Annotated in this window: 14 protein-coding genes; 12 read left to right on the forward strand and 2 right to left on the reverse strand. The window is 53.0% G+C overall.

Translation table 11 applies throughout. The features are described from left to right. Window positions 1-66: 66 nt before the first annotated feature. Window positions 67-804, reverse strand: a complete 738-nt coding sequence (locus tag A8990_RS15240) for a molybdenum cofactor biosynthesis protein (RefSeq protein ID WP_116189905.1) — start codon at window positions 802-804, stop codon at window positions 67-69. A gap of 123 nt (window positions 805-927) precedes the next feature. Between A8990_RS15240 and moaA the strand changes: the two genes are divergently transcribed. From moaA to A8990_RS15300, 12 genes are all read left to right on the forward strand, one after another. Continuing rightward, window positions 928-1,929 carry a GTP 3',8-cyclase MoaA gene (gene moaA, locus A8990_RS15245; RefSeq protein WP_116189906.1) on the forward strand — a complete coding sequence of 334 codons (1,002 nt, stop codon included), beginning with the start codon at window positions 928-930 and terminating at the stop codon, window positions 1,927-1,929. A gap of 35 nt (window positions 1,930-1,964) precedes the next feature. Then, window positions 1,965-2,450, forward strand: coding sequence for a molybdopterin-binding protein (locus A8990_RS15250; protein WP_245996038.1), 486 nt, complete (start codon window positions 1,965-1,967; stop codon window positions 2,448-2,450). A gap of 23 nt (window positions 2,451-2,473) precedes the next feature. Beyond that, window positions 2,474-3,922, forward strand: a complete 1,449-nt coding sequence (locus A8990_RS15255; protein ID WP_116189907.1) for a bifunctional metallophosphatase/5'-nucleotidase — start codon at window positions 2,474-2,476, stop codon at window positions 3,920-3,922. 88 nt (window positions 3,923-4,010) lie between these two features. Then, window positions 4,011-4,862 carry an undecaprenyl-diphosphate phosphatase gene (locus tag A8990_RS15260; RefSeq protein WP_116189908.1) on the forward strand — a complete coding sequence of 284 codons (852 nt, stop codon included), beginning with the start codon at window positions 4,011-4,013 and terminating at the stop codon, window positions 4,860-4,862. 138 nt (window positions 4,863-5,000) lie between these two features. Beyond that, window positions 5,001-6,116, forward strand: a complete 1,116-nt coding sequence (locus A8990_RS15265; protein WP_116189909.1) for an HD-GYP domain-containing protein — start codon at window positions 5,001-5,003, stop codon at window positions 6,114-6,116. A 178-nt stretch (window positions 6,117-6,294) separates the two neighbouring features. Further along, window positions 6,295-7,425, forward strand: a complete 1,131-nt coding sequence (gene yfkAB, locus A8990_RS15270; protein WP_116189910.1) for a radical SAM/CxCxxxxC motif protein YfkAB — start codon at window positions 6,295-6,297, stop codon at window positions 7,423-7,425. Window positions 7,426-7,475: 50 nt separating this feature from the next. After that, window positions 7,476-8,822 (forward strand): hemolysin family protein, encoded by a 1,347-nt coding sequence (locus A8990_RS15275; protein ID WP_116189911.1) that lies wholly within the window; start codon window positions 7,476-7,478, stop codon window positions 8,820-8,822. 176 nt (window positions 8,823-8,998) lie between these two features. Next, window positions 8,999-9,232: a spore coat associated protein CotJA gene (locus A8990_RS15280; protein WP_245996039.1), complete on the forward strand. Its 234-nt coding sequence runs from the start codon at window positions 8,999-9,001 to the stop codon at window positions 9,230-9,232. Then, window positions 9,229-9,492: a spore coat protein CotJB gene (locus tag A8990_RS15285; RefSeq protein ID WP_116189912.1), complete on the forward strand. Its 264-nt coding sequence runs from the start codon at window positions 9,229-9,231 to the stop codon at window positions 9,490-9,492. Before A8990_RS15280 ends, A8990_RS15285 begins: the two co-directional genes overlap by 4 nt. Before the next feature lie 27 nt (window positions 9,493-9,519). Beyond that, window positions 9,520-10,089, forward strand: a complete 570-nt coding sequence (locus tag A8990_RS15290; RefSeq protein ID WP_116189913.1) for a manganese catalase family protein — start codon at window positions 9,520-9,522, stop codon at window positions 10,087-10,089. 178 nt (window positions 10,090-10,267) lie between these two features. Continuing rightward, complete coding sequence (locus tag A8990_RS15295; protein ID WP_116189914.1) at window positions 10,268-11,467, forward strand: phosphodiester glycosidase family protein; 1,200 nt, start codon at window positions 10,268-10,270, stop codon at window positions 11,465-11,467. Between the two features lie 80 nt (window positions 11,468-11,547). After that, complete coding sequence (locus A8990_RS15300) at window positions 11,548-12,192, forward strand: HAD family hydrolase (RefSeq protein WP_116189990.1); 645 nt, start codon at window positions 11,548-11,550, stop codon at window positions 12,190-12,192. A 219-nt stretch (window positions 12,193-12,411) separates the two neighbouring features. Here A8990_RS15300 and A8990_RS15305 read toward each other — a convergent pair whose 3' ends face one another. Beyond that, entirely contained in the window at window positions 12,412-13,542 is a 1,131-nt protein-coding gene (locus A8990_RS15305; RefSeq protein WP_116189915.1) for a YheC/YheD family endospore coat-associated protein, read from the reverse strand. Window positions 13,543-13,571 lie beyond the last annotated feature (29 nt).

A 13,571-nucleotide genomic window follows, 5' to 3' on the forward strand; every position in this document is an offset into this window, starting at 1 on the left:
TAAGAGTGCAAAATAAAGCAGTGCTTTGTCAGCGTATTCACGACTAAAGAACTGCTCTGAATAGATCTATAGTTGTGGTTCTGTCGGGTTCCACGGACCTTGCTGATGACCTTTCCACTCGGAGCCGTCTTCCCATATCTCTTTCTTCCAAATCGGTACGATTTGTTTCAATCGCTCAATCGCATAACGGCTCGCTTCGTAGCAGTCATCGCGATGCGGTGTGGATACCGCGATCACAACGCTAATCTCGGCGATATCGACTAAGCCGATCCGGTGTGCGATGGCACATCGTGCGCCAGGCCAGCGCTCCTCAATCTCTGCCCCGATCTGCTCAAGCGTCTTCATCGCCATCGGGATATACGCTTCGTATTCGAGGCGGACGGTACGAGCGCCCTGCGTCCATTCGCGTGTCGTGCCTGTGAATGTCAGCGTTGCTCCGTTGTTCGGCACGATGACGAGTGCAGTGACCGCTTCTACCGAGAGCGGCTCCGCCGTGATTAAATATCTGGGCTGCTCTATAGATACAGAAGCAATAGAGGTCGACGACTCTTCGCCTCCTGAAACTGGCGGAAGCAATGCAAGCTCGTCATCTGCTTGAATCGTTTGCTCCTCTACCGCATAGGCTTGATTACACGCCATAAATGAGATTGCCAATAGTGCTGCGTGAACAGGGTAGCGGCTCATAAGCTCTTGCTTCAGCTCGAGCACAGTTGCGGTTTCTTTCTCAAGGGAGATTGTAATGCTATCTTGGCCGAAACGCTCGGATAACCCGGCGAATAGTCGTACTTTCCAATTTACGGACATGTTCATAAACCTCTCGGATCTTAATGTTAATGGTCTCCATAGCATACCATATTGGGGTTAAAAATGTTATGCTAGAGTATAGAGACTTTCGCGTGAATCGCGGCATGAAAGGGAGTGAGGGCTGTGGCTGCATTAACGGATCGTTTTGGACGGGTGCACGATTATTTGCGCATTTCGGTTACCGATCGCTGCAATTTGCGCTGTCTGTATTGCATGCCGGAAGAAGGCGTGAAATTCGAGCCCGCGGAAAACTTGCTTAGCTACGACCAAATTACCGAGGTAGTTCGCGCAGGCGCCAAGATGGGGATTACGAAGCTGCGGATTACCGGAGGAGAACCGCTCGTGCGGCCAGGCCTCGCGGGATTGATCGGACAGCTCTCAAGCATACCGGGCATTCGAGATATTTCGTTAACGACGAACGGTGTATTGCTTGCCGATCAGGCGGAAGCACTGCGTGCGGCAGGCCTGAACAGGGTGAACATCAGCCTCGATACGTTGGATCCGGCACGATTCAAGTTTATTGCGCGCCGCGGCGACTTACAGCGGGTCATGCAGGGCATTGAGATGGCTGTGAAGGTTGGCTTCGCGCCGATTAAGCTGAACTGCGTGCTGTTGAAAGGCGTCAACGAGGACGAGATTGCCTCGTTTCTCAGAATGGCTGCTGAGCAGCCGCTGCATGTAAGATTTATCGAATATATGCCGATTGGCCATGCGGATGACAATTGGCGCAATCATTACTTGCCGTTGTCGCGCGTGCTCGAGATTGCCAGTGATATTGGGCTTGAAGCCGAACCGATCAGCGACGTGCTGGGGAACGGCCCTTCCGAAGATTACCGCATTGCGGGCGGCAAAGGGACGTTCGGTCTTATTCATCCGATCAGCGACCAATTCTGCAAACGATGCAATCGGCTTCGGCTAACGGCTGACGGGAACATCAAGCCATGCCTGTATTGGGTGGATGAACTGAATGTGAAGCCGGCGCTTGGCAACCCAGATGAGCTGGAGAAGCTGTACATGCGGGCGATGGACATCAAGCCGCTCAATCATGAAATGGCGGAGAAGCTGGCTGGCGGGGATCAGAGTCATGAGCCTACCGCACGCCGCATGTCCCAGATTGGCGGTTAACGCACGATTATTCGCAGGTAAAGCGAGGGATTAGGATGACAGAGCAGTCAAACAAGGCAACGATGATTTCAATTGCATATAACGGGCAGGAAGCGATTGCTGTAACACCGGAGGACATGGCCGCGCTTGCAGGTCGTGTCTTCCCTTTGTCAGAGCGGATTACAGGAGGTGCCGGCGAGGCATTCGATTTCGCGGAATGGTTAGATGCTTTCCGGAGTCAACAAGGCATTTTGCAAGAAGAGCCTTTGCCGACGCATCTGAAGGTGGAAGCGGCCGATACGTTCGAGGCACTTATCCCATGGGAGCAGCTGAAAGATGCCGCAGTACAGTTCGCTGTTGACGGCGCACCGCTGCCGAAAGGCGGTCCGGTTCGCTTGTATGTGCCGAATGGTTCCAGTGAATGCTTAAATGTAAAAAGCGTCATTGTTTTCCGTTTGCTTCATGATGAAGCACGCAGCGGCGAAGTGTCCTACGGCTTCAAATCTACGTTTACACCGGATGAAATGCGATTGAAGCGATAGTCCCTTAAAATCGGGAGGCCAGCATGAACGAAATAGCAACGGATGCGCCAGACGTCGTGCTGCTTCATAGCAACGACATTCACAGCCGCTTGGAGCAGGCCGCCAGAATGGCTGCCTATATAGAGGAAATACGTCGCTCGCACGGAGCCGATCATGTGCTCACCTTGGATATCGGGGATCACATGGACCGGATGCGAGTCGAAACGGAAGCGAGCGATGGGCTTGCGAATATCGCGTTATTGAATGCTGCCGGCTATGACGCCGCTACCATTGGCAACAACGAGGGATTAACATTCACGAAGGAGCAGCTGGATGAAGCCTATGGCGTCCAAGCCCAGTTCCCTTTGGTTTGCGCAAACTTCTTCTTGTCGGAGACGATGCAGCGGCCTGCGTGGATGGTGCCTTCCATCGTAATTAACAAGGCAGGGCTTCGCTTCGGTTTGATCGGTGTATCTGCGGCATTTAAAGAATTTTACAAGCTGCTTGGCTGGGAAGCGAGCGATCCGCTCCCGGAAGTGGCGAAGCAGGTACAGCAGCTTCGCGCCAATGTGGACGTGCTGATCATTATGTCGCATCTCGGGCTGCCGCTTGATCGGCGAATGGCGCAGGAGATTGATGGCATTGACCTGATTCTTGGCGGTCATACCCATCATCTGCTGGAAGAGGCAGAGGTGATCGGATCGACGCATTTGTGCGCGGCCGGGAAGTTCGGCGAGTATATGGGACGTGTCGAGATTTGGTTCGATGCAAAGACGAAGCGGCCACGGTTCAAAGCGATCTGCCTGCCGATGGAAGCACGCGCAGGTCTGGAACAGCCAGAGGCGACCGCCATTATAGGCAGCTTCAAGACCGAAGGCGAGCGCCGGCTCAGCCGGGTCGTCGCCACGCTGGATGCGCCGCTTGCGCTCGCGCCGGATAGGGAGTCGCCGCTCGGCAATTTGCTCGCTGCGGGCCTCCGGCGCTGGACGAATGCCGAAATCGGCATCGTCAACGCAGGGCAGCTGCTTCGCAGCCTCGCCGCAGGCGAAGTGACGGCCGGCGACCTGCACGCGCTGTGCCCGTCGCCGATCAATCCGTGCCGGATGAAGCTGACCGGCAAGATGATTCGCATGTCGCTCGAAGAGGCGCTGCTTCCGGAGTACATCGACAAGCCGATTCGCGGCTTTGGTTTCCGCGGGCTTGTCCTCGGCACGCTTGCCGTAGACGGACTTGCGATCGAATATGTGCCGGACAACCCGGACTTGGGCAAGATCATGTCCATCCTGGTGAACGGCGAGCCACTGCAGGACGATCAGATGTATGTCGTCGGCACGATCGACATGTTCACGTTCGGTGTCGGCTACGAGAAGATCAAGAACGGACTGGACATCGATTACTATTTGCCGGAGTTTATCAGAGGCGTGTTGGAGCATGAGCTTCAAGATCAGGGAGCGATCGCCGACAGCCATCACACGCGTTGGCTAGCGATATAACATAGGATTTGATTTTCATATCAAATGATTTTCATATCAATTGATTTTCTTACCATTATGCGTATTCGTTTTGATTCAGGAGGATCTAATGGAAAACATTATTCATGCGGTTATTTTAGGTATTGTAGAAGGTTTGACGGAGTTTTTGCCCGTTTCATCGTCAGGTCATATGATTTTGACGAACAAGCTGCTTGATATCTCTTCGGACGATCAAGCGATCGTCACATTCGAAATTGTCATTCAGCTCGGAGCGATCCTGGCAATGGCCATCGTGTACTGGAATCGGATTCTCGATCTGTTCGGCCTTTCGCGCAAGCAGCAGTCTCTAGGTACATTTACGACAGGACGAAGCGCAATTCGTCGTCGCAGGCTGAACCTGATTCACGTTGCGCTCGGTATCGTTCCGGCAATGGCACTCGCTTATTTGTTGAAAGACATCATTAAAGGCGAAGGCTTCAACCAGGCGCCTGTTCTTTTTTCCCTTGTAGTCGGTGGTATCTATATGATTGCTGCAGAATGGCTCAATCGCACACGTCGAGTGAAGATCACCGCTGAGACGATGGACGATATCTCCTATAAACAGGCGTTCATGATCGGCTTACTGCAGTGCTTGTCGCTCTGGCCAGGCTTCTCCCGTTCGGGTTCGACAATTGCTGGGGGAATGCTGACAGGAACGAGCTACAGAGCTGCTGCGGATTTCTCCTTCCTGATGGCGATTCCAATCATGGTCGCTGCGACGGGCTACGAAATGCTTGATAACTACAAATTTATTGAAGGCGACAACCTGATGTTCTTCATCGTCGGCTTTCTTGTTTCGTTCGTTGTGGCATGGCTCGTCATCGTATTGTTCCTGCGCTTCATCCAGAAGGTCAAGCTGACACATTTTGCGATTTACCGTTTCGTTTTGGCGGCATTGTTCTGGATTTTCGTCATGAGATAAGAAAAATAACAGGTTTTGTCGATCTTTGCCGAATCAGATGTTGCTCTTTTCCCATAAATCCCTTACATTAATCTTACGAGGGATTTCCTCGAAATTACCAATTAATTGGAAAATAGATGCAAGGCAGGGGTCGATACGATGCGATTATTGCCCATACAGATGTGCCGACCAGGTATGCGATTAGCCAAGAAGATTTATTCTGAGGACGGCGTCGTTCTTCTCAGCGAGAACGTTGAGCTATCAGCCAGGCTGATTAACCGTCTCTCCGAATGCGGGGTTTATTTCGTATATATTCAGGACCCGCGTTTGGCTGACCTTGTTATACCTGATCTGATCAGCGAAGATACCAGACAGCGGGCGCTTAGTGAGATTCGCACCAATTTCCGAGATCTGATGGATCGGCCCAATCGGAAGAGCGGCGTTACTTATCCTTATATTGCGAAGTCCTTCAAGCAGATCATGGGAATGGTCATCGATGATTTAACCGACCAGAAGGATGCAATGATCATGCTCATGAATATGGGCATCGTCGATGATTATTTATTTCAGCATTCGCTGAATGTCTCGGTATATACGACGCTGCTCGGCATTGCGAACGGCTATAACCGGGACGAGCTGATGACGCTTGGTCTAGGTGCGATGCTGCATGATATTGGCAAGACTCAAATTAGTCCGAACATTCTCAAGAAGCAAGGCTCGCTTACGTTCGAGGAGTATGAAGAGATGAAGCGGCATGCAGAGCGCGGTTATCTTCTGCTGAAGGATGAGCCGAACATCCCGCTAATTGCTGCCCATTGCGCGTATCAGCATCATGAGCGGCTTGACGGAAGCGGTTATCCGCGTGGCATTAAAGGGGACGAGATTCACGAGTATGCCAAGTGGATCGGGCTTGTCGATTCTTATGATGCCATGACGACGACACGTATTTATCGGCGGCCGATGCTGCCGCATGAAGCGGTTGAATCGTTGTATGCAGGGACGGGGACGCTGTATGAGCAGCGCATGCTCCAGCTGTTCCGGGACAAAGTCGCCATTTATCCGCTCGGTATCACGGTGAAGCTGCAGTCTGGAGAGTTCGGCGTCGTTGTCGATATTAACTCTTCCTGTCCGCACCGCCCGGTTGTGCGCGTGCTTAATAATGAGAATGGCGAAGAGCTGAATGCGCCTTATGAGGTGGATCTGTCGACACAGCTGACTACGATGATTGTTGGCGTCAATGATGATCCGCATTTGCCGGAAGCCTCCGGCACGTAATGATAAGGAATCCTTTCTTTTTTAATACGAAATGACAGAGGAGCCGACGAGGCTCCTTTTTTCTGGAACGTCCGTTTGAAAACGCCGGATAGGTTTGCAACAAACGGGCTTGAACATTACAATAAGAAGATATGAAGAACGAACGTTTATTTCAAATAAAGTCAGGTGCTGAACATTGATGCAAAATGCAATACGTATAATGGATCCATACTCGAATTATTCCCCTTCAAATGACCATTGGGACCCGATTATCTCGCTTAGGAAGCATGGTCGTCATGTGCTGACAAGCGTAGAGATGACGATGTCCAATTTGTGCAATATGCGCTGCGAGCATTGTGCGGTCGGCGATACGCTCGTTATGGCAGAGCCGGCGAAGCTGCCGCTTGATCAGATGCTGCGCAGGCTCGAAGAAGTGGAGCATTTGAAGACGATCAGCATTACCGGCGGTGAGCCAACCTTCTCGTCACGCACGGTGAAGGAATATATCATCCCGCTCTTGAAATACGCGCGAAGCCGCGGCATATCGTCGCAGATCAACTCGAACATCACGCTGGATTACAGCCGTTATGAGGAGATTGCGCCATACCTCGACGTCATGCATATTTCGTTCAACTATACGAATAGCGATGATTTTCATGAGATCGGCTTTGCGAAGAGCGGCCATCCGGTTCCGAAGGAAACAGCAGCCCGCATGTATGAGCGGATGATTGACAATGCGCGACGTCTCAGTGATGGCGGATTGTTCGTCTCGGCAGAGTCGATGATTAACTTCCGCACGTATAACAAGATGCCTGAGATTCACAAGCTTATACTTGAGATGGGCTGCAAGCGCCATGAGGTTCATCCTATGTATCCGAGTGCGTTCGCTGCTGATTTGCCAGTCATTACGCCTGACCAAATGCGTGATGCCGTTAACGCGCTTCTCGACAGCAGAGACCCATCCGTCTGGATGCTGTTCGGTACGCTGCCGTTCTACCAATGCAACGACAATGCAGAGGATCGCAAGCTGCTGAATCGTCTTGCAAGCGAGAAGCTCGTTACCGTTCGGAACGACCCGGATGGCCGTAACCGGTTGAACGTCAACTTGTTTACGGGCGATGTGTTCGTTACGGACTTCTCCGATGTGCCGGCGTTCGGCAATATCGGCGATGATCGGCTGGACGATCTGTTCGGCCGCTGGCTGGCGCATCCGCTTGCCCGCAGCGTAGACTGCCATTGTCCGGCTGCCGCATGCTGCGGACCGAACCTGCTGGTGAAAGATATGTATTATCGGGATGTTGATTTCGGAACTCGTCAAGCGATTATGTAAGGCGATGTCGGGGACCGGCAGCTTGCCGGTGAGAGGAGCGTACAACTGCTGTGCATGAATTTGAATTTGGCAAAATCGTACTCAATATCAGTCTTGTCCTTTTTCTTGTCTTGTTAAACGGCTTTTTCGTTGCGGCGGAATTCGCGCTTGTCAAAGTGCGTCAGTCCCGCCTCACGCAGTTGTCCAATGAAGGTCATACGCGTGCCAAGTACGCGCTGAAAGTAAACAAACGGCTGGACGCTTATCTGTCTGCGACTCAGTTCGGGATTACGCTCGCATCGCTGGCACTCGGTTGGATAGGGGAGCCGGCAATTTCCGAACTCATCGTGGAACCGATCTTCGCAAGTATCGGCCTGTCCGACGGTCCAGTATTGCATACGATCTCGGTCGCAATCGGCTTCCTCGTCATTACGTTCCTGCACATCGTGCTTGGCGAGCTGGCGCCGAAGTCGCTCGCAATTCAGAAGTCTGAAGCTACCTCGCTCTGGCTGTCGATGCCGCTGCTCTATTTCTACCGGATGTTCCTGCCGTTTATTTGGCTGCTGAACGGCTCCGCGAATGCGCTGCTGCGCTTCGTCGGGGTCGAGCCGGCAAGCGAGCATGATTCGGCACATACGGAGGAAGAAATTCGAATTCTGATGGATCAGAGCGCGAAGAGCGGCATTATCGACAAAGAGGAGCTGCAGCTGTTCGATAACATCTTCGAATTCTCCGACCGGCTTGCCCGGGAAGTTATGCTGCCGCGTACCGATATGGACTGCTTGTACGCCGACCAATCGTTCGAGGAGAACATGAAGCACGTCTACGCGACGAAGCATACCCGTTATCCGGTCTGCGTTGAAGATAAGGACCAGCTGATCGGTTTCGTACATATTACGGATTTGCTGACGGCAGATCCGGATGAAGACCAGTCGCTGCGCAAATTCCTTCGCCCGATACTCAATGTGCCGGAATCGATGGAGATCAGCCATGTGCTGAAGCTGATGCAGCGCAAGCATTCGCAGCTCGCTATCGTCGTTGACGAATACGGCGGTACGGCAGGGATGCTGACAACCGAGTCGATTCTTGAGGAAATTGTCGGCGAGATCCATGACGAATTCGACAATGAGCAGCCGAACATTGTCGTCAACGGCGACATCACTTCGGTTGATGGACGGATGCTGATCGAAGAGATTAACGACATGTTCAATCTGGATATCGAGGATGACGATGTCGATACGATCGGCGGCTGGCTGTTTACGAAGCTGGAGGGCAGCCCGGTCGTCGGCAAGAAGATCGAAACAGGTGGCCATATATTTGAAGTGGCAGAGAGCGAGCGGCTTCGTGTGCTGCGCGTTCACATCTACGCGTCTCCGAAGGTTTCCGGGCAGGAACTCGTTTCTGAGGATCAAGAATAACGGTTAAGTAGTCTGTACCTGGCTAACAGGTACAGACTTTTTTTTGTCCGCGAGTGAAGCTATCTATTACCCGGGAAATCATTAAATAAATCGTAAAAAGAACTAATTCTGGGCGGATATCATATATTGTGAAATGGAGTTTGTTTGTGAGTAGCACGATGAGGAGGAGAGCACAGGTGAACGCAACGAAGCAAACGCGTGATTGGTATCCTTTTGTCGGTCCCTTCGATCCTTGTCCGCCTAAATATGTGAAAACTTATGTCGTTCCGCCGAACCAATTTATCCCGTTCCAGCCGATGAATTTACCGCAATTTCCACTGGCGGATGCTTTAAGGCTCGGAACGCTATGGCCGGCGTTGTTCAGCCCGTATGAGTCTAAATGCAGACCGGGGGAGGCGCAAAAAGGATGAGCAAGCAACTGGGTGAGAACTATTACCGGAAGCTTCTTGAACTTCAGCAGCTTGAGTTTGCCCTCGTCGAGCTGACCCTCTATCTCGATACGCATCCGAACGATCTGCAGGCGCTTCAGCAGTTCAATCAGCTGGCCCAGCAGCGGCAGCAATGTGCGACGCAGTTCGAGATGGAATATGGTCCGCTTATGCAGTTCGGGCACAGTTTCTCCAAATATCCATGGCAATGGGTCGAGACCCCATGGCCTTGGCAGGTTTAAGAATAGACGAAGGGAGGACGATGCTGCATGTGGATTTATCAGAAGAAGCTGCAATACCCGGTCCGGGTTAGCAAATGCGATCCGCGGGTTGCGCGCTATCTTGTCGAGCAGTACGGGGGAGCGGATGGCGAGCTGTCAGCGGCGCTTCGTTACTTAAATCAGCGATATTCGATACCAGATAAGGTTATCGGCCTGCTTACGGATATTGGAACCGAAGAATTTGCGCATCTCGAGATGATTGCAACGATGATATACAAGCTGACGAAGGACGCAACGCCGAGGCAGCTGGAGGAAGCTGGACTCGGGCCGAATTATGTTATTCATGACAATGGGTTGTTCTATAACAACTCCTCCGGCGTTCCATGGACTGCAGCCTACATTCAAGCAAAAGGCGACCCGCTGGCGGACCTGTATGAAGATATTGCGGCAGAAGAGAAGGCGCGCGCAACGTATCAGTGGATTATCGACATGACGGATGACGTGGATCTGCAGGATAGTCTGAAGTTTTTGCGTGAGCGCGAGATCGTCCATGCCATGCGGTTCAAAGAAGCGGTAGAGATGATCAAGGCGGATCGGGATACGAAAAAAGTGTTCTAGTCTGCGCGTAATAGAGGTGTGAGCTGGCATGCCAGGGAGGCGTGCCGGCTTTTTTGGCTTGTACGAAATATCGAAGAAATTGTAAAAATCTATGAATCACAGAAACTTTTCATGGAAAGCAGGCGTCTACAAAGTACGAACATTACTCGTATTTTGGAAATGAGGCCAGTTGAATTACATGCAAAATAATGTACCAGCGGGCAGTAGAACCGGTTCGAGATCATCTGGATCAGGAACGCCTGCTGCACCGCCTAGAAAGCAAACTCCCCCGCAGACGCCTTTCGCGAGACGTCTGAAACGTATTGTCAAATCCGTCGCTATTGTCGCAATCGTTTTCATCATGCTAGGTATCGCCGGCATGATCTGGATGTTTATTACGCCATCAGGCAACAACTTTCGCTATTTAATTGCAGATACGATCATTACAACCAAACATCGTTATTTAGCCAAATATATTATCGGACAGACTGAGCTCGATAAACGGGTCAAAGCGTATCAGAACCGCTTCGATGCGATGGGCGAGGAACGGGATACGCATGAAATTCATCCAACACCCACAGAAGGATCAGGCGAGCAGACGAGTACGAATAACAGTGAAGCCGTGCAGGAGAAGCCGCTTGTGGAGATCGAGAAAATTTCGGGACACGGCTATAGCGGTTATGTGATGACGGTGAATGATCCGAAGAAGATTCGTATCGTCGTGCCAGAGAAGCAGGGCCGAGGAGAGCGCGTGCTCAGCATGGTGCAGCGGACCGGTGCGATTGCAGGCGTCAATGGCGGCGGCTTCGCTGATCCGAATTGGAATGGAAACGGGTTCCAGCCCATCGGCATCGTCATGTCGGGCGGGGAGCTGTTCTATAGCGATCTTGGCAAGTCGCGTTCGACGCAGGTCGTCGGGATCGATAAGGAGGGCAAAATGATCGCAGGCCGCTATTCGCTCGATGAGCTGAAGCAGCTTGGCGTGCAGGAAGCGGTCACGTTCCAGCCGCGGATTATAGTCAACGGCAAAGGGCTGATTAAGAACGCCGCGGACGGATGGGGGATTGCGCCGAGAACGGCAATGGGGCAGCGGGAAGACGGCGCAATCTTGTTCGTCGTTATCGACGGCCGCCAGCCGGGGCACAGTATTGGAGCAAACCTGTACGATGTGCAAAATATCATGCTCGCGCACGGCGCAGTCATCGCCGCGAATCTCGATGGCGGCTCATCTACCATGCTGGTGAAAGATGGAGAGGTGCTGAACAAGCCGTCGACGAAGAGCAGCGAAGGGCGGTATTTGCCGACGGCGTGGCTCGTGTTCGAGCATCCGGAGCAGGCGGTTATTCCGAATGTGTGGGCGGGGCTTAAGCCAGGCGATATTGATCCAGGCAAATGGTAGAGGTATGATAAAAGGCAATCTAGGGTGAAAAGAGGTTTGTGCGCTTGAGCAGCTTGGAACGGTTAGAGAGACCTGAAGCAATGATATTTGATATGGACGGCACGTTGTTTGAAACGGACACGCTGCTAGTCCATGTGCACGAACGGATCTTCGAAACGCTTCGCCAGGAAGGGCTGTACTTGCAGCCGACGCCGCCGGTGGAGAAGCTGCTTGCTTGCCTCGGCATGCTGCTTGAAGATATATGGCGCAAAGTGATGCCGGACGCTTCGGAAGCGGCGCAGCGCCGGGCGGATGAGCTCATGCTGCAATACGAGCTGGAAGGACTCGCGGCAGGCGAGGGCGAATTGTACCCGCATGTGGCAGAGACGCTGCATGCACTTAGGGAGCGGGGATTCCGGCTGTTCGTCGCCAGCAACGGGCTGGAGCAGTATGTGAAAGAGGTGGCGCGCTATAAGGGCATCGCGCCGCTGTTCGATGGCTTGTACAGCGCAGGCGAGTACGGCACCGCCTCGAAGGTGCAGCTCGTCGCGCGGCTGATGGCCGATCACGGCGTCAATTCAGCGTGGATGGTCGGCGACCGCTCCTCGGACGTGGAGGCGGGCAAAGGCAACGGCCTGCAGGTCGTCGGCTGCGCCTATGCCGTTTACGGGCGCAAGGAGGAGCTGCAGGGCTCTGACGCGCTAATCAGCGATTTCCGGCAGCTGCTGGAGCTGGCGGGGGAGTAGGTGGCTTGAGGAGTGAGAGTTGGTCTTAGAGAGCAAATATTCTCTCTCGTGGGCGACTCCGTGCTAAAAGCAAGCTGAGAGAGCAAATATGCTCTCTCGCGGGTCAAAGCGCCCCAAATGCAAGCTGAGAGAGCAAATATGCTCTCTCAGCAGAAGAAATCACGGCGAAACGCCGATTGGAGCATCCGAGAGAGCAAATACGCTCTCTCAGTCGATAGTTCAATCATATGACGACGGGACGAGCTTCTCTCTCCGTCGTTTTTTTTGTTCATACAGCCAAAGCGCGTACTCCAGCGGCCTGATGATCGCAGTCCGGTAGGTCTCGCGTTCGCCGGCTTGGATGAACACCTCGCGCGCTGGCTTCGGATTAACCTCGAGCAGCCAGATATGGCCTTTGCGGTCGATCGCGAGGTCAAGCGCAAGCTCGCATAAGCGGCCATAGGACTGCTCCAGGAACGCGGCGATCTCGACGCCGAGCAGCTCCGCTTTCAGCATGATCTCATGCGTCGCTTTCTCGTCATCGATCCACTCGTCCAGCAGCTCTTGCATTTTGATTGCTTTCCCGCCGCCATGCAGGTTCGATGTGATGCTGCCGGAAGCGCCGATTCGGCCGGCACATCCGGTCACTTCCCACTCGCCTTCGCCGTTCTTCTGCACGAGCATCCGGTAGTCATGGACGCGCCCGTTCGGCAGCTTCAGCTGGATGCCCTGCTGCACGAGATAGTTGTTATCCTTCAGGTTCCACGAAGCCAGCCGGCTCTGGATGCTGGAAAGCCCGACCCGCTGCGGCGACACGATGCGGCGAGTCTGGTCCCGGCCTTGAATGGAGTAGCTGCCACCTTGCTTCTCGATGCGAAGGATACCGCGGCCGCCAGTTCCGTTGATCGGCTTCAAGTAGACGAGCGGATACTTGCGGACCATCTCCATCAGGTCAGTCGAGCTTTCGTACATCCGGGTGTAAGGCAGATGGTCGCGGAAAACATCTTCTTTGCGCAGCGTTTTGTACACCGTCCATTTGTTGCGCAGCACGCGGTTGAGGAAGGTGAGATGGCCGTACTTTCTGCGGAAATTGCTCAACTCCACGAATCGGTGACTCTTCTGAATCCGGCAGCGGTCATAGATCATATGGGGAAAAGAACGCCACTTCCGCGTCCAGCTTTGCGTAGCAGCGTCATACATATGTGCGTGAATCCGATTCTGTGTATAGTTCACGTCTGAAGGCGTGAATACAAACACCTCCAGGCCGAGCTTCTTCCCTGCGACGATCATCTTCTGATAAACTGGTCTCTCCTCGAGCAGGCCATTATCATTGAGATAGAGGGTTAGGATGCCGAGAACCGGCTGACCCATATTAACTCCTCCTAGAAAATTTTGCTGTG

This window comes from Paenibacillus taihuensis, assembly GCF_003386535.1.
Classification (GTDB): Bacteria; Bacillota; Bacilli; order Paenibacillales; family Paenibacillaceae; genus Paenibacillus_Z; species Paenibacillus_Z taihuensis.

Excerpts from the sequence above, each read along its gene's own strand:
- A8990_RS15305 (WP_116189915.1), bottom strand. The coding sequence starts at position 13,542 with ATGGGTCAGCCGGTTCTCGGCATCCTAACCCTCTATCTCAATGATAAT.
- A8990_RS15240 (WP_116189905.1), bottom strand. The coding sequence starts at position 804 with ATGTCCGTAAATTGGAAAGTACGACTATTCGCCGGGTTATCCGAGCGT.
- A8990_RS15285 (WP_116189912.1), top strand. The coding sequence starts at position 9,229 with ATGAGCAAGCAACTGGGTGAGAACTATTACCGGAAGCTTCTTGAACTT.
- A8990_RS15290 (WP_116189913.1), top strand. The coding sequence starts at position 9,520 with ATGTGGATTTATCAGAAGAAGCTGCAATACCCGGTCCGGGTTAGCAAA.
- A8990_RS15255 (WP_116189907.1), top strand. The coding sequence starts at position 2,474 with ATGAACGAAATAGCAACGGATGCGCCAGACGTCGTGCTGCTTCATAGC.
- A8990_RS15265 (WP_116189909.1), top strand. The coding sequence starts at position 5,001 with ATGCGATTATTGCCCATACAGATGTGCCGACCAGGTATGCGATTAGCC.
- A8990_RS15260 (WP_116189908.1), top strand. The coding sequence starts at position 4,011 with ATGGAAAACATTATTCATGCGGTTATTTTAGGTATTGTAGAAGGTTTG.
- A8990_RS15295 (WP_116189914.1), top strand. The coding sequence starts at position 10,268 with ATGCAAAATAATGTACCAGCGGGCAGTAGAACCGGTTCGAGATCATCT.
- A8990_RS15300 (WP_116189990.1), top strand. The coding sequence starts at position 11,548 with ATGATATTTGATATGGACGGCACGTTGTTTGAAACGGACACGCTGCTA.
- A8990_RS15250 (WP_245996038.1), top strand. The coding sequence starts at position 1,965 with ATGACAGAGCAGTCAAACAAGGCAACGATGATTTCAATTGCATATAAC.
- yfkAB (WP_116189910.1), top strand. The coding sequence starts at position 6,295 with ATGCAAAATGCAATACGTATAATGGATCCATACTCGAATTATTCCCCT.